Below are 16,927 nucleotides of genomic sequence, written 5' to 3' on the forward strand. Positions count from 1 at the left end.
ATCTAAAATAATTTTGATTGAAGTATTAAATATTCATTATAAAATTCCACTACATCCTTTGCAAGTGAATGAAGCAACATATATGTACGCGATGATTCTAATTTAAAAGTACTATCGTGTTTTCTATAGTCAGTTATATTTAATAATCCGCCTTTTTGATTGAATTTAATAATATTTAGGTCTTGAAAAATATTAAAAACATTAATTAAGCCTACAGTATGCATATCAATTCCATATTGTTCATGCAGAATATCTATTAGTTTGTAAATGTCCAAGGTGCATACGAATTTACCTGCTGTCAGCTTGCCAACCGTATGATAAACTGCTTTTAACTGATTTACGCTGGGCAAAATCTGCCTACACACTAAAAAATTATAACGCAAATCCCCTCGCTTAAAAAGTATATGAATTTTTGATGTAGATGGTAAGCTTGTCAGTTGTGCGTTTAACAGTTTAATACTAAAAGGGGTATCAAAAAACACAATGTCATCGAAATTTTCATCACTGACCTCAGCAAAGGGATCAACCACAATAAAATTATTTGCGCTATTATTTATAATTGAACTTAAGTCATAAAATACTTTTATATCGTTGATTAAACTATCATAGCCATTAAGATAGGTTAATAATTGCCAGGCTTTATATGGCGTATTTACTACTATAATAACTTTTCTCTGCGTTTCAAAAAGCCCTTTAATATAGTTCATTCTTTCCTGAGTAGTCTTATTAGCTAATACTACAAAGTTGCTTTTATCTATTCCTTTTTTTTCAGTCAAAACAGCACTATTTCTGTTGTTCAAGTTTAAAAGAAAGTACTTGTAATAGTTTTTTTCTACATCATCTAACAATTTATCACGCAAAAAGGGAACTTTTAAATCTTTAATATTTAACTGCAATCCTTCAAAACCTTTCCAGCGATTCACTTCAAGATTAAAAGCTAAATCCATTATCGAAGCCATTTCTAAATCTTCTTTATATAAGCCAAAGTTAAATCCAATAGCATCAATATTTGCTTCATGACTTTTTAAATTTAATTTTAAGTGTTTATCCCCATTTCCTACTGTCCGTGAATCTAGGATATGCAAGTTCCTACATATAAAAACCGGTTTGGGATTGCCATAACCAAAGGGTTTCATAAGTTCAAGCTGCTGTGCCAGTTGTAATGTAAGATCCCTCTTGTTTAATTCCAAATCTATATCGAGTTTTGGCCTTAAATCCATTTTTTTAAAAGCATCTTTATGAAGCTCATTTATTTTTTCTCGAAACAAATCTATATTCTCTACTTTTATCTTTAAGCCTACTGCTTGCTCATGACCACCATATTTTATAAGCAAATTGGATAAATCACCTATAGCTTTAAAAAGGTTAAACCCTGAAACGCTTCTGCCTGAACCTCTACCTTCACCTTTTTGTTCTGCTATCATAATACAGGGCCTACAATAGATTTCAACTAATTTTGAAGCAACGGTCCCAATAACTCCAGGATGCCAATTGGGACTTGAAACGACTATTATACTATTTGTGTCTAAATCTATTTTTTGTTCGATTATTTCCTTTGCTTCCTCCAATACTTTTACCTCAAGGGCTTGCCGTTCCTGATTGATTTTTTCAAGTTTATTTGCTAACTCAAAGGCATGGTCTTCGTTTTCAGACAACAAAAGTTCTACAGCTATTTTAGGATCAGCGATCCTTCCCGCCGCATTTATTCTTGGTGCTAATAAGTAGCTGATTTTAGACGGTTCAACCGGAGTATCCTTTAAATTTAATAAAGCCATCATTGCCAAAAGGCCTTTATTATCTGTAAATGCCAAATTTTCAAGGCCATTTTTCACAATTATCCGATTTTCATCTAAGAGTATAACCATATCAGCTACTGTTCCGATGGCAGCTAACTCCAAAAACTCCTGGTATAGCTTTTGGGGACAAGCATAGGTATCCATCAAAGCATGGGCGAGTTTTAATGCAACGCCTACACCGGCTAATTCTTTAAACGGATAGCTGCAATCCCTTTGCTTAGGATTAATTACAGCAATAGCTTGAGGAATTTCTAGTTGTGGTTCATGATGGTCAGTTATAATAACATCTAATCCTAAAGAAGAAGCATATTTTACTTCTTCATTAGAGCTAATGCCATTATCTACAGTTATTATTAAATCAGTTTTTTTACTATGTATCTCTTCTATGGCCTCTTTATTAAGACCATAGCCCTCATCAAGCCTTGAAGGAATATAATAGTGGACATTACCTCCTAAGCTTTTCAGCAGCTTGACGAGAATGGCACAGCTTGTTATCCCATCAACATCATAATCTCCATAAACTACTATCCGCTGCTGTTTGGCCAGGGCCTCCTTTATGCGCCTTACTGCTTTATCCATATCTTTTAGCAGCATTGGATTATATAAATACTCTAACTTGGGAAAAAGGTACCTCTGAATCTGTTCAGGCGTCACTATACCTCTTTTTTTAAGCAATTGAAGTATTATTGGATGAAGATTGCCATAGGTCCCATCACTTTCCCCTACAGAATCAACTTGCCATATATAATTGCCAAAAATCATTCTTTCCTCCGGTTTTATAAAGGGTGATATAAGATAATTTTTACATTTTCAACATATATAATTATAAACCAATACCATTTTTATATCAATAACAACAAAAATCGAGCCGTAGCTCGATTTACAGCAATTGACCGCTCTTTCTTGCCACCTCCACTAAAACTTCCCGGTTAAGTTCATCTAATACATATAACTTGCCTTTTGCCGCATTTGTGACTTTTATTAAGCAATCCTTATTCGGTTGTAAGCCTATGCAACAAAAATTGATCTTTTTATCAGAAATCTTACCGGCCGCCAAAACAGCATCATTTATCGGATCTGAAGACCACAATGATACGGTGGGGATACCATCAGTTATGAGTATAATCAGTGGATTTTTCAAGTTGTTCTTGCTCATATACTCCGCGCCTTTATCGAGAGCCAAAGCTAATGGTGTCAAACCTGTAGCCGCAATCTGATCCAAACCGCTTTCCAGTTTTTCATAGCTTCTGGTGAATGGGACAAATGTATTTATTTCCTTTTCCTGAAAAGCTAAAATACTTATTCTAGTATACGGTCTTAGAATAAGGTACTTTGCCAAATATTTTGCATTTCTCAGTCTAAATCCTGCCATACTGGCACTTGCATCAATAATTAGGCAAATATCCTGATGAAATTTAGGTACTCGTCTAACACAAACCAAGTCCTGCTGTTTAATATGAAAACCGCTATTTTCAAAATAACTTCTTATCATTGACCTTCTTATAGTTTCGGGCACATTCACTTCTTCAAGCCAATTTTCTGGATCATATGGCACACAAATGCCTGGCCCTGTTTGGCCCCTGATTACTTTCTTTGAAAACCCATTACTCTCAAATCCCTTACAGTTGTTGAGTTTAGGCAAATTTTTTATTGTCCGCTTTAAAATATGCTCTAGCTCTTTTCGATTCCTTTTTATAAATTCACTAAACTCTTTACCTCTAGGAGTGAGGTAATACTTGTTTTGTTGTCTATACACGAAATTTTTCTCTTCAAAATATTTCACGATATCATCATAGTCGCTGCATCTTTTTTGTAAAGACTGCAATGATGCATGGGAACGTTCTTTACCTTGAATAGCCTCCAGCACATCTTGGATTTGTTTTATGCTTCCAAAATGCTCAATCAACTCAACAGTTTCATCAAATATATCACTTCGTTGAACACTTTGATTCTGCCTTAAATTAGAATCTGAATGGCTTGCATATGAAGACAAATCTATTGGCCTTTTCCCAATTTCGTGCAATATTTTCTCGATCTTTCTAAGTTCCACACCTTGCTTTAAAAGAGCTTGTTCAACTTTAGCTACTATTAAAAAAATACTTTCTAGTTCTTCTTCAGGAATGCAAGCCGCAATATGAACATGGTTTAAATGGGACTTTTTAAGGCTTTCTGATCTGCCATAGCACAAATCCCCTGTAAGTCGGCCTCCTCCAGAACCGGTTTGAATATCAATATAGTCCATCAAGTGACTAAAAGGGCTACTTTTGAGACCTTCTATGACAAAGTCACCTAATTGCCTTAAATTAAAGGTTTTTATTTCATGAAATAAGTCAATATGAATAATTTCATTTGGCAATAAACGATTATAAAAAACTTGCCCAGCATCTGAATTAACGATTATGCTCACAATTTGCGGGGTAGATGGGTTTATTGTGTGGACTTTTCGACTCACAACAGCAGTTTGACCTATTCGAACACCTTTATTTTCATTTAATGCTTTTTGGAGCTTTATTACAGGATTCATCTCATCAGTTCCTCATCAGTTTTTACATATTCGGCAACATCTAGCTTATCAATGGGAATTGCTTTTTGAGGTGGCGCCTTTAGTTTTATATTTTCGGGATTCGAATTTGATATATTCATTATCCTTTTTTCGTCTTTAGCTGATTTAATGTTTTCCGCAAATCGTCTAAATAGATTCTTTACAGAGTCTAAATTGAAAGGAATTGTTTTTTGATTTTTATCCCTATTGATTTCTGTAGTTTTTGCTGTATCATGTTTGTTGCTTATACTTTCAGCGGGAGAATTTGCCGTAATAGGCACTTCTTTTGAAACATCTTTTTGATCAAGACTTTTTAAAATATCGTTTAACTCTTTAAAATCTACTCTATGGCGTAGAGCTGATTGAGCAACAAAGACAAGATCAGCCACGCTTGGACTTCGCTTTAAAAGAGCACTTCTTATTTTTATTCCCAACAAACAAGCTTCGATACAGCGCAGGCTCTCTATTTTATAATCCACGTAAATAGAAGACAAAATGTTTTTTATTTCATTTGTTGGTTCATATTGTTCCAAAGTATTGCAAGCTTCTATAAATTGCATTGTCTTTTGGGTTGCTAAGACATTGTCGTCTTGTATCGAGTTGCTGTTAATGATTTTTTTAATTATCCAAACTTCTGTAGGCCTTTCAACTTTCACAGTAAAATCAAACCTATCCGAAAGCTGACGCCGAATATCTTCCAATGGTCCAGGTTCTTCATCAGGATTCGAAGCAGACCATACACTGACTTGAACAGGCAATTCTAAAACAGGTAGCCCTGCCTCCTCTATTTGTATTCTCCCAGGTTTTGTACCCATAACGTCCAGTAATAGGTCCACAATTTCTGGTGAGGTATCGGCAATCCGATTTATTTCATCCACAAAAACAATTCCCCTATGTGCTTTTGGAATTGTTCCAAGCAAAAGCGCTGCTTCCGGTGTATCTTGAGATGATAACTTACTCAAATCAATGCTGCCTACAACAGTTCCCTTTTTTGCAGAGGGGGAAATTTCTAAAAAAGGCATATCTATTTGTTCTACACCTATTTTTTTTATTTGGTCACTTGTAAGATGGCGGTGCTCAGGACAATGAGGTCTTGCCGGATCGCAATTGTACAAGCAACCTTTTATTCTAGTAATTTTAGGCAGTATTTCTTTATAAGCCCTTATTATTGTAGTTTTGCCTGTACCCCTCAGGCCTTCAGCATGAACGTGAACAGGTATTCCTGCAAGAGTGCCCGCAACTGATATGTCTAATATATCAAAAAGAGGAAGATTGCCGGAATGTCTTACTATCTGTGAATATTTCTTCATAATTTATCCTCCACAACAGCTCTTTTTTTACTTACTAAGTATTTTTTCCGAAAACGGTATTTTTATAAGACACAAAAAATTTAAGTCAAAAAAAAAGAGACTTTTTTAAGCCTCTTTACTTTGAATTTCGTTTAATTTTTTTTCCAGTTCATCAAGCCTTTGCAATATTTCATCTAACTGGGATTTTCGAACCAGATTCATCGAAGTTATAGTATGTTCTACCTGCTCATTAATCTTTAGCTTAAGTCTTTCACTTTCTTCCTGCATTCTATTTATCAACGTATTCAATAAATCTTTTCCTTCTTCTTTTGACATTTCCCCTTTCTTGATTAATTCAGAAATGACTTCTTCAGCTTTCTCTTTAGTTATAGCTGCAAGGCCTATCCCAGCATAAAGCATCTGCTTTAACATTGGATCACCCCATTTTTAATGCTTGTGTAGCTTTATAAAATGAGCCCAAAGCACTCGCTGTTTGCTAAAAATAATAACTTACCAAAAAAGCAAAGCTTTTATTTTTCTATTATGTTTATGTTTTCACTTTTTACATCTCTTATTCACTAAAAGCTTTTTTGTAAAATAGAACAGCTCACCATTATCTTAATTTCAATTATGTTTTAAGGTTGCCATTGTTACACTATCTATCAAAATTCACATAAAAAAGAGGCCTTTTAGGCCTTTTTTTGGATACAAATTTTGGGACCCATCAACTGTGTTGACAATGGTCTTACTTTTCTTTTGAACATACCTGATTAGCCACAGTGCAAGAGGTTTTGCACGCTGACTGACAGGAAGATTGGCACTCCCCACAACCCTTAACATTTAGATCGTCTTTGTTTAAACTACCTTTATGTATTGGCACTATATGTTTCATATCTGCTGCCTCCTATTATATAATCTAAAAAAATTATAGCACATAGTATAAAAATTGAAAAGATTGATTTGCAGTTAATCACTGATGCTTAAAGGCTTACCCCGATTATGCCTGCCAATGCTCCCACCAAAAAGCCCAATAAAATATCCACAACGATATTAAAGCTAAATGCAAATGATGGCACTATGAAAAAGCTTAAGATGATCAAAATTCCCATATAAAGCAAACCGACTAGGCCTCCGTGTAACCAACCCATACTATCCACGTCCATTGTTGTATTAATGCCGCTTAAAAGTATGCTCACAGCGCTGACAACCACTACAGCTTTTGGAATGATGCTTTCAGATAAATTTGTGAAATACATAATCAACGCTAAAATCAAAAAAAAGAAGATTGTAACTAAATATGCTTTAAAAACACCTTTTATAATCTTTATTAAGTTTAAACAACGCTTTCCGTTTGATTGTGATTTCATATATAATCCCTCCTCTCTATATACTTTATTTTTAAGAGGAGGCATAATATGACAAAAAGCAAGAGATTTTCTCCTGCTTTTGTTCTAAGTTCATCAGAGTTTATGGCTATTTTTCGTCTTTTTCGGATTTCTTAATTACATTTCCAATGGCAGACCTTGTCACTTTGATTTTAATCTTGTCACCAACGTCTAAAGTTACTACATCTTCTTTCAAATTGAGAATTTTACCATATATGCCGCCAATAGTAATTACTTCATCGCCTTCTTTTAAGCTCGCAAGCATATTTCTACGGTCTTTTTCCCTTTTTTGTTGCGGCCGAATGATCATGAAATAAAAAATTGCAAAAATTATTATAAGTGGTCCAAATTGGTTTAGAAATGAATCCAAAGTAGCTACCCACCCTTTCAGTTAATATTTATGTATAAAGTTCTATATCAAAGGAAAAAATCCTTTTTTATTAGTGGAATGATAAAAAATCTTTTAGCTTTTTATTCCATAATTTATATAGAATTCATCTCTTAGATCCAATAAATAATCACCTTCAATAGCAGCTTGAATTTGTTTCATTAAGTTTATTAGGAAATATAAATTGTGTATTGTAGTTAGTCTAATGCCAAGTATCTCATTAGTATTTATCAAATGCCGTATGTAAGCACGCGTATAGTTTTTACAAGTATAACAATCACAATGAGGATCAAGGGGGCTAAAATCTCTGGCATAAACCGCATTTCTAACAACTAATTTTCCGTTTCCGGTAAACACCGTGCCGTTTCGTGCTATGCGTGTAGGCAGGACGCAGTCAAACATATCTACACCCCTGATAACACCTTCAAATAAATCTTCCGGTGCGCCCACACCCATTAAGTATCTGGGTTTATCATTTGGAAGAAAGGGAACCGTAAATTCAAGTATTTCATACATTAACTCTTTTGGTTCGCCTACACTTAAACCGCCTATGGCATACCCTTTAAATCCAAGTGATGTTATATCAAGGGCACTTTTTTGCCTCAAATCTTTATACATGCCACCTTGTACTATGCCAAAAAGCGTTTGTCTTTCCGGATTATTATGTGCTTTCTGGCACCTTTCTGCCCACCTTGTGGTTCTTTCTACAGAGTTTAACACATAATCGTACGTAGCAGGATATGGTATACATTCATCAAAGGCCATAATAATATCAGCCCCAAGGGCATTTTGTATTTCAATAGAAGTTTCAGGGCCGATAAAATGAAGTGAACCATCAATGTGAGACCTAAAGGTCACTCCTTCTTCATTTATCTCCCTTAAGTCTCCAAGGCTAAAAACTTGAAAGCCGCCACTGTCAGTTAAGATAGAACCTTGCCAATTCATAAACTTGTGTAAACCACCGGCCTCTTTGACCAGTTCATGACCCGGCCTTAAATATAAATGATAAGTATTGCTCAATATTATTTTTGCTCCTATTTGTTCCAATTCATCAGGAGTCATGGTCTTTACGGTGGCTTGGGTACCGACCGGCATAAATACGGGAGTTTTAAAACTATTATGTGGTGTCTTTAATAAGCCTAATCTAGCAGAAGTATTTGACGATTGTTTTAAGACTTCAAATTGCATGGCGTACATCATCCTCTTCTTCGGTCTTTACTACCTTTAATTCTTTGATTAGCTTACCGTCCATAGATAAAATGGTGATTTCAGCATCAGCAACTTTAAAGGTTTTGCCTCGTTCAAGTTCCTCGCCAGTTTCTGCAGATAAATTTGCTACTACTCCACCAATAGTGTTGCCTAAATCCTCCGGAATATTTGTACTTAACCTTTTATTAATATCTTTGACAAGGATGGCAGGATTTACTATATTGGATTCTGTAACAAAATTTCTAGCAGGATCAAAAAACTTGTTTATGAAAAAAAGCACCCCAATAGCTACTACACCTAATAGTATGTCAAACATTGATTTAGATTCAATTATCATTTTGCGGGCTATTGCAAACAGTAAAACTTCTATAACTCCCGCTGGTGTGTGTCTAACAAGCATAACAGCCAATTCCAAACCTATTACTAAAGTTAAAATATGCCCTAAAAAGGTCTGCATCATCGGATAAGTATCCATTGGAGATGTATAATATATTGTTTTAAAGTATCTTAGAATATCAATAAAACCTATAATGACTCCTACAGCTAGAAATAAAGCAAGCATTAATTCTAATACTTTAACGATTTTTGCTACTTTAGAAGATAATTTCACTTGTAGACACCAACCTTACATTATAAGCATTGAATCTCCGAAACTAAAAAATCGGTATTTTTCATTTACTGCCTCTTTATATGCTCTAAAAACCTTTTCTTTTCCCGCAAAAGCACAAACAAGCATTATTAGCGTTGACTTTGGAAGATGAAAATTGGTAATTAGTGCATCTACAGCTTTAAACTTATATCCAGGATAAATAAAAATATCAGTCCAGCCACTACCCGGTTTTATTATTCCGTTTACATCAGCGACAGTTTCTAAAGTTCGGGTTGAAGTGGTGCCTACCGCAATAACCTTTCCCCCGACCTGTTTGGTTGAATTAATCAAATCTGCGGCTTCGTGGCTTATTTCATAATATTCAGCATGCATTTTATGTTCTTGGATATTTTCGACTGTAACGGGTCTAAAAGTTCCAAGGCCTACATGAAGGGTTATAAAAGCAATAGAGACACCTTTTTGCCTAATCTTTTCTAAAAGCTCCTGTGTAAAATGAAGCCCTGCCGTTGGAGCTGCAGCTGAACCAGGTTTTACAGCATAGACCGTTTGATATCGGTTTTCATCCTGTAATTTTTTCTTGATATAAGGCGGTGTGGGCATTTCACCAAGTTCATGTAAAACTTCCTGGAAAGGCCTTTCGTGAAAAAACTCAACGATCCTACCGCCAAAGTCAGTAATATCTATTACCTTAGCTGCAAGCTGACCATCTCCAAATACTATCTCTTCTCCGATGTGAGCTCTGCGACCAGGCTTAACTAATACCTCCCAGATATCAACATCAACTGGTTTTAAAAGCACCATTTCTATTTTTCCGTGTGTATTTTTCCGTCGCCCAATCAACCTGGCAGGAATGACTTTCGTATTGTTTAAAACTAAACAATCACCTGGTCTCAGATAATATATTACGTCTTCAAAAATTCTATGTTCTATCTCTCCACTGGTTTTATTTAAAACCAATAACCTAGACTTTGAACGGTCTTCAATAGGTTCTTGAGCAATAAGTTCTTCTGGTAGGTAAAAATCAAACTCCTCAAGTTTCATAGTAGATTACTTCCTCAATCTTTTATTTTATATTACTTAAATGGTTTCATTTATATTTTTTATTTGCGTGTTTTTATAGTAGTGTAGCAAAATGTCTACGTAATTATACCCGTTTTCTGCCATGGCTTTAGCTCCCCATTGGCTCAATCCAACTCCATGACCAAAACCTTTGCCTTTGAAGGTCAATGTACCTTCCGAACCTTGGGATTTTACAACCCTTGATTTTTCTGCAGCTAAAAGAACAGCTTGTCCGCTTGAGAAAACGGTCATACCTTGGTCAGTTATTACACACTTGCCTTCCAATTGTATATTCTTGTTTGCGTTTTCTCCGGAAAAAACTGTTACGGAAATGTTTTGGCCTCCCAAAATATCGAAAAAATTGCTTTTTAGCCCAAGTACACTTCTAATTTGGCCTTTTTCAATAATTGTTTCCCCTAAACTGCCTTTTAAATGCAGCTTTTTTACTCTCCCAGCCTGACTCCTCTCCTCTATGGAGATCTGGCGTATATCACCTATATTCTGTATAGCAGAGCTAACCCGACTGCTGATATCTTTTAAAGTTAAAGTAATTTCCCATTCAGAGTAGGGAGAATCAGCAGAAAACACATCATCAACCGGCTGTAAATAAGGCAGATCCGTACTAAAAACGTCTTTACAGGCTTCCGTGCGGCCGCCACTGTCAGCATGGTAAAAGGCCATTATTGGCTCATTATCGTAAACGATGATTTGCCCCGCAGTTTCATCTACCGCTTTATTAGTTCTCGCATTTTCTGCATCGTAGCCTCCATACACTTGATCTGACGAGTTTGCGCCAATGTCAAAGCCATATTTTTCCCATTTGGCCAGATTTGCGATGGTATAAGTCCTGGCTGCCACCGCTTGAGCCTTTAAAAGTTCTTCATGCCAGCTTGGAGTAATCTCTAGTGGGATTACACCATACAAATATTCTTCAAGACCAAGCTCATTTACAACCTGAATATTTTTCCCCCCAGCCGGGGTCACTTTTAACTTCCCACGGTATCTTAGCCCTTCAACAGCAATCAAACCATCAGGAGAAGCGTTTTCAAAAAATACAGGTTGTTGAACATTAAAGGGAAGAAGTAAGCCAGGGTTTTTCGTTTCACCTTTAACTACTAAAAAAGTACCACTATCTGAGAATCTATTATTACCTGCTTTTGCCCATACAGACCAACTTCCGTCAAATAGCAGGAAAGTTTCTACACCGTCCTTTTCAAGCTTAAACGCATATTCCAAAGCATCCTGCTTATCCTTGATATTATCTTTCAAAAGTGTAAAAGCATCTAAATCATCAGTATACACTTTTAATAATTTATCAGAAAATGTCATCACTGTAAAGTTTTCGTCTCTATTACTTATCATCACTTTAAAACCATTATCTGAAATGAGCCGGTATGAATTTAGGGCAGAACTGTCATAATAAAGGCCTACCCTGATTTTGGCCGGCAAAAGTTCTGCCGACTGTGCCACTCTAGGAAATATAATAAATATAATACACAGAAATAATAAAAAATATTTTCTCATATCTAGACTTCCTCCTATTTGGAAGTTGATTTCTCTCTACCGAGATGTTCATAAGCCTTATCTGAAACTACCCTACCCCGTGCCGTTCTAAAAATATAACCCTTTTGAATGAGGTATGGTTCATATATGTCTTCAATTGTTGAAACATCTTCATTAAGGGCTGCAGCAATAGATTCTATCCCCACGGGACCACCCTGGAATTTGTCAATAATTGTGGATAATAACTTCCTGTCGTTTTGGTCAAGACCGTGACTATCAATCTCTAAATCCCTTAACCCCATTTCCGCAATAGCAAGGGTAATTACTCCACTTCCTCTAACTTGTGCAAAGTCTCTGATACGCTTAAGTAACCTGTTGGCAAGTCTAGGAGTTCCCCTCGAGCATAATGCTATACGTTCAGCGGCTTCATGCTCGATCGGAACATTTAAAAGAGTTGCAGACCTTTTTATAATTTTCACAAGGTCAGGTATGTTATAAAAATCTAAACGCAAATTTACGCCAAAGCGGTCCCTTAAAGGCGATGTTAACTGTCCGGCTTTAGTAGTAGCACCAACCAGTGTAAATGGGCTTAAAGTTAAGCGCATAGATCGGGCGCTAGGTCCCTTACCAATCATTATATCTAAAGCAAAGTCTTCCATGGCGGGATATAAGATCTCTTCAACACTAGGATGGAGTCTATGAATCTCATCGATAAATAACAGATCCCTTTCCCCTAAATTTGTAAGTATGGCTGCTAGGTCCCCTGCTCGCTCAATAGCAGGCCCTGAGGTTATCCTTATATTTACACCCAGTTCTCTAGCTATAATATGTGCCAGCGTTGTCTTCCCTAGGCCAGGAGGCCCAAATAATAAAACGTGATCTAATGCTTCACGTCTCATTAAAGCTGCCTTTATAAAAACCTTTAAGTTTTCTTTAACTCTATCCTGACCTATGTACTCATCAAAGCTCAATGGCCTAATACTTTGCTCGTACTCCAATTCCTCATTATTTTTTACAGCCGGCGTTACAATTCGATCCAATTATACTCACCCTTTATTTTGACAATTTTTTCAGCGCAGATTTTATTATTTCTTCTACAGAATCGTTAGCATTTATTGACGCATTATCTAAAGCCAACTGTATTTCTATAGAATTGAAACCTAAAGAAGCGAGCACTTCTTTGGCTTCAAATATGGCATTATAGCTTAATTCGTCAGACCTTACAGGTAAGTCTTTAATTCGGTCTTTTAATTCTAAAATAATTTTTTGGGCTGTCTTTTTGCCGATACCCGGCACCTTAACAAGAGCATTTACATCCTCTGTTAAAATACTTGTTTTCAATTGCGCTACATCCATTAAAGAAAGAATTGAAATTGCTGCTTTTGATCCAATACCGGGTACTCTATTTAATAACATATAAGCTTGTCTTTCAACCACATCATGAAAACCAAAAAGTTCTATGGCATCGTCCTTTAATACTATGTGTGTATAAAGCCGTACATTTTGATTATTCTTGTCTTTAATTTTATTAAAAGTAAACAGTGAAATATTTAGTTTTACTCCAAAACCTCCTACATCAATTATAGCAAAATTGGGTTCTTGCTTAACAAGTTTACCTTCTATATAATCCAACATAATGAAAACCTCAACTGTCCAAAATTTTTCCAAGTTTATATGAGTTCATATGGCACACAGCTACAGCTAAAGCATCTGCGGCATCATCTGGCTTTGGCAATTCATCTAAATGAAAGTAAACTTTAATCATCTGTTGCACTTGATGTTTATCGGCGCGGCCATAACCAACGATGGCCTGCTTAACTTGAAGCGGAGTATATTCAAATACCTCAATATTAGATAAAGCTGCAGCTAAAAGTGCAGCACCGCGAGCTTGACCTACAGTGATAATTGTTTTTGCGTTTTTGTTAAAAAATAACTCTTCAATAGCCACAGAATCAGGTTTATATTTTTCTAATAGCTTCATATAACCTTCATGTATTTGCCTTAACCTTTGAGGTATTTCAAGGGTTGCAGGAGTCCTTATAACTCCGTATTCAACAATTCGGCAATCGTTACATTCTCCAGAAATAATGCCATAGCCGCTAATGGCTATACCTGGGTCAATACCCATAATTAACATAAAATCACCCTTAGAGTTATTCTACATCTAAGGGTGATTTTCCTTCTTCATGAAAAATGGCTATTTAGTCAAACCCTCCCTAATTTTTAAAAATTCCTGTTCGTCTTTTATTATAAGACCTTTTTCTAAAATCAACCTGTCGTCTTCCCTTAAAGTATCTGCTAAAATATCCGTCTGTTCAATTAAAATTGACTTTATGCCTGGAATGCCTTGAAAAAGCGTTACATAACCGTCCTGAATACCTATAAAATAATGATTAGGACAGATATCATTTATTTGCCTAGTTAAACTGACTTCTTCAGGTGTAAAGTTGGTTATTTCCCAATCATTTTCTAACTGTTCTAGTTGGCTCTTTGTGCATCCTATCAATTTTTCGTCAATAATTTTCTCCTCTATTATCTCATCATTACATTTTATATAATATGTGGTGTATATTAACCTTGCACCAGCCTTAAGTCTAATTTCAGGAATTTGAATCACTTCATGTTCTGCATTTTTTACATCATTATTCTCTTTGGGTTCAGTTATTGATAAAAATGTTTTTAAGTATCCATAGCTAAAACCTATGACAATAATAACCGCTAAAATTACCGTGTACTTTAAAAAATTTTTAGGCATACTTATTCCTCCTTCAATTCTTCGGAAAAATAGTATGCCCAGTTATAACAAAATTATACAAATTTTCCTTTTTTACTGTCAAATTCTACGCCGGTTCGTAGTTTGAATATACATTTTGTACATCGTCATGTTCTTCAAGAGCTTCTAAGAGTTTCTCTAACTTTTCACTTTCAGGTTCGCCAACGGAAATAGTTGACTTTGGTACAAATGATATCTCTGCAGAAAAAATATCAATATTGTTTTCACTTAAAGAGTTTTTCACTGCTTCAAAATTATCTACACTTGTAGTAATTTCAATAGAGTCGTCTGTTTCCTCAACATCATCAGCACCAGAATCTATAGCCAACATCATTATACTATCAACATCTGTATCATCTTTTTTCTCAATTAAAATTACGCCTTTCTTTTCAAACATCCATGCAACGCAGCCTGATTCACCTAGATTGCCACCGTGTTTGTCAAATATGTGTCTCATTTCACCCGCAGTTCGATTTCTGTTGTCGGTTGTAGCATCAACCAAGATAGCAACACCGCCAGGGCCGTAACCTTCATACATGATTTCTTCATAATCTCCTCCGCCCAGTTCGCCGCTTCCTCTTTTAATAGCTCTTACAATATTCTCATTAGGCATGTTTGCCTGTTTGGCTTTTTCAATTATATCCTTTAACCGATAATTGGAATTTGGATCGGGACCACCTTGGCGTACGGCTACGATAATAAGCTTACTGAATCTGGTATAAATCTTACCCTTTTGAGCATCCATTTTTGCTTTTTTATGTTTTATATTTGCCCATTTTGAATGTCCAGCCATATTAAATTCCCCCTTTATCTATTTTGAAGAATTAGCAAATTTGGAACTATAATTCAATAAATTTCTCGACTAAAAGTCTGGAATCAAAGGCAGTCGTCGCTTATGTTCACTATTTTTATGCAGTGCTTTGATTTTAGCCTCTATTTCAGGAGCAGTTGCATGTCCTGTCAAAATGTATTGGTCAAGTTCATCATAGGTTATTCCCATTTCCTGCTCATCTGTTTGGCCTTTCCAAAGCCCTGCTGCAGGCGGTTTGTCTATAATTTCTTGCGGAATGCCTAAATAGGATGCAAGCTGTTTTACTTGACTTTTTACGAGATTGCCGATAGGCCATAAATCTGCTCCGCCGTCACCATATTTTGTAAAATACCCTACAGTAAGCTCACTTTTATTTTCTGAACCTACCACAAGATAATTTTTTATGCTTGCATAGTAATACAGTGTCATCATTCTAAGGCGAGGCTTTATATTGGCTTTTGCCATTTTTTTATCAGTCTGCTCCACAGCATTTAAAAACTCATCATATACACTGTTAAGTACTACAGTATGATATTTTATACCAAATTTATCAGCTACTAAACGAGCATCTTTTTCGTCATTTTCATCACTGTAACAAGGCATGATAAGGCCAAGAGCATTTTCTTCAAATGCCTTTTTGCATAAAACACTGACCACAGCAGAATCGATTCCTCCGCTCATGCCAAAAACTGCACCGGCTGCTCCAGCTTGCTTGGCGTATTCTTGTAGCCACGTAACCAATGCACTGCACAATTTATCCATGTTCAAGACAAAGCACCCCTTGAAGTTTGTTCTTTAAATTTCCTTTGTAATATATTCATTGTTGACAAATTTAATATGGGCACTGCCCGAAGTTTTATCCATGATAATCTTCTCAAGATTAATGTTGTAATTGATAGGAACAAATACTTCTATTTTTACATTTTCAGCGTAATTAATATCTTTGATAATAATATTCCTTTGATTTAATTCCCATTGCAACTTTCCCAACATATTGTAATCTGTGGTTATTTGAAATACATCACACTTAATTTTCTTAATGATATTGGAATTTTTTAGACCAAGTGAAGCACTTTCACTATAAGCTCTAATTAACCCATTAGCCCCTAAAAGGATACCTCCAAAATAACGGGTAACAACTATTAATACATTCTTTACCTCTTTTGATTTAATAACCTCTAACACCGGTTTACCAGCTGTACCTGAAGGTTCCCCATCATCACTAAATTTTTGTATTTCACTGTTTAGGCCTATTGAATAAGCATAGACATTATGAGTTGCATCCCAGTATTTTTTACGAAGCTTCTCAATATAGGCTTCCGCTTCTTTGATGTCGCTGACAGGTATGACATTTGAAATGAATTTAGATTTTTTCACTACATAGAAGCTCTCGGAAGGTTTGGCTACAGTTAAAAATTCATTACACATTACATATACCTCTTTCAACAAAGGCAAAAACTATACCAATTTTAATTATAACATAAAAGATATCTTTGGACTACACTACACAAAAAAAGGGCTTTTTCAGCCCTTTTTCCATATTATTGTCATTCGAATACCAC

18 protein-coding genes are annotated in these 16,927 nt (G+C 35.6%); all 18 read right to left on the minus strand.

The window, feature by feature from the left end; translation table 11 throughout:
- Window positions 1-2: 2 nt before the first annotated feature.
- The 18 genes from recJ to JT739_RS10110 all read right to left on the minus strand — a co-directional run bounded on the left by recJ (window position 3) and on the right by JT739_RS10110 (window position 16,793).
- Entirely contained in the window at window positions 3-2,558 is a 2,556-nt protein-coding gene (gene recJ / locus JT739_RS10025; RefSeq protein WP_237660979.1) for a single-stranded-DNA-specific exonuclease RecJ, read from the minus strand.
- Between the two features lie 118 nt (window positions 2,559-2,676).
- Window positions 2,677-4,320 carry a VWA domain-containing protein gene (locus JT739_RS10030; RefSeq protein WP_237660980.1) on the minus strand — a complete coding sequence of 548 codons (1,644 nt, stop codon included), beginning with the start codon at window positions 4,318-4,320 and terminating at the stop codon, window positions 2,677-2,679.
- A complete protein-coding gene (locus JT739_RS10035; RefSeq protein WP_237660981.1) occupies window positions 4,317-5,648 on the minus strand; it encodes a magnesium chelatase in 1,332 nt (443 codons plus the stop codon). Before JT739_RS10035 ends, JT739_RS10030 begins: the two co-directional genes overlap by 4 nt.
- A 105-nt stretch (window positions 5,649-5,753) precedes the next feature.
- Entirely contained in the window at window positions 5,754-6,059 is a 306-nt protein-coding gene (locus JT739_RS10040) for a phasin family protein (protein ID WP_237660982.1), read from the minus strand.
- A gap of 313 nt (window positions 6,060-6,372) precedes the next feature.
- Window positions 6,373-6,519, minus strand: coding sequence for a six-cysteine ranthipeptide SCIFF (gene scfA / locus JT739_RS10045; RefSeq protein ID WP_237660983.1), 147 nt, complete (start codon window positions 6,517-6,519; stop codon window positions 6,373-6,375).
- Between the two features lie 88 nt (window positions 6,520-6,607).
- Window positions 6,608-6,994, minus strand: a complete 387-nt coding sequence (locus tag JT739_RS10050; protein ID WP_237660984.1) for a TIGR04086 family membrane protein — start codon at window positions 6,992-6,994, stop codon at window positions 6,608-6,610.
- 106 nt (window positions 6,995-7,100) lie between these two features.
- Window positions 7,101-7,382, minus strand: coding sequence for a preprotein translocase subunit YajC (gene yajC / locus JT739_RS10055; protein WP_237660985.1), 282 nt, complete (start codon window positions 7,380-7,382; stop codon window positions 7,101-7,103).
- Between the two features lie 93 nt (window positions 7,383-7,475).
- Complete coding sequence (tgt, locus tag JT739_RS10060; protein WP_370642644.1) at window positions 7,476-8,597, minus strand: tRNA guanosine(34) transglycosylase Tgt; 1,122 nt, start codon at window positions 8,595-8,597, stop codon at window positions 7,476-7,478.
- Window positions 8,578-9,219, minus strand: coding sequence for a transporter associated domain-containing protein (locus tag JT739_RS10065; protein ID WP_237660987.1), 642 nt, complete (start codon window positions 9,217-9,219; stop codon window positions 8,578-8,580). Before JT739_RS10065 ends, tgt begins: the two co-directional genes overlap by 20 nt.
- Before the next feature lie 15 nt (window positions 9,220-9,234).
- Window positions 9,235-10,260 (minus strand): tRNA preQ1(34) S-adenosylmethionine ribosyltransferase-isomerase QueA, encoded by a 1,026-nt coding sequence (queA, locus tag JT739_RS10070; protein ID WP_237660988.1) that lies wholly within the window; start codon window positions 10,258-10,260, stop codon window positions 9,235-9,237.
- Between the two features lie 36 nt (window positions 10,261-10,296).
- A complete protein-coding gene (locus JT739_RS10075) occupies window positions 10,297-11,802 on the minus strand; it encodes a SpoIID/LytB domain-containing protein (protein WP_237660989.1) in 1,506 nt (501 codons plus the stop codon).
- 14 nt (window positions 11,803-11,816) lie between these two features.
- Entirely contained in the window at window positions 11,817-12,821 is a 1,005-nt protein-coding gene (ruvB, locus tag JT739_RS10080) for a Holliday junction branch migration DNA helicase RuvB (protein WP_237660990.1), read from the minus strand.
- A 13-nt stretch (window positions 12,822-12,834) separates the two neighbouring features.
- A complete protein-coding gene (gene ruvA, locus JT739_RS10085; protein WP_237660991.1) occupies window positions 12,835-13,416 on the minus strand; it encodes a Holliday junction branch migration protein RuvA in 582 nt (193 codons plus the stop codon).
- Window positions 13,417-13,426: 10 nt separating this feature from the next.
- Window positions 13,427-13,918, minus strand: a complete 492-nt coding sequence (gene ruvC / locus JT739_RS10090; protein WP_237660992.1) for a crossover junction endodeoxyribonuclease RuvC — start codon at window positions 13,916-13,918, stop codon at window positions 13,427-13,429.
- 60 nt (window positions 13,919-13,978) lie between these two features.
- A complete protein-coding gene (locus JT739_RS10095) occupies window positions 13,979-14,536 on the minus strand; it encodes a BofC C-terminal domain-containing protein (protein ID WP_237660993.1) in 558 nt (185 codons plus the stop codon).
- Window positions 14,537-14,621: 85 nt separating this feature from the next.
- Window positions 14,622-15,347, minus strand: coding sequence for a YebC/PmpR family DNA-binding transcriptional regulator (locus tag JT739_RS10100; protein ID WP_237660994.1), 726 nt, complete (start codon window positions 15,345-15,347; stop codon window positions 14,622-14,624).
- A 69-nt stretch (window positions 15,348-15,416) separates the two neighbouring features.
- Complete coding sequence (gene nadE, locus JT739_RS10105; RefSeq protein WP_237660997.1) at window positions 15,417-16,127, minus strand: NAD(+) synthase; 711 nt, start codon at window positions 16,125-16,127, stop codon at window positions 15,417-15,419.
- 33 nt (window positions 16,128-16,160) lie between these two features.
- Window positions 16,161-16,793 (minus strand): YigZ family protein, encoded by a 633-nt coding sequence (locus JT739_RS10110; RefSeq protein WP_237660995.1) that lies wholly within the window; start codon window positions 16,791-16,793, stop codon window positions 16,161-16,163.
- Window positions 16,794-16,927 lie beyond the last annotated feature (134 nt).

This window comes from Tepidanaerobacter sp. GT38 (assembly GCF_021991635.1).
Taxonomy (GTDB): Bacteria; Bacillota; Thermosediminibacteria; order Thermosediminibacterales; family Tepidanaerobacteraceae; genus DTU063.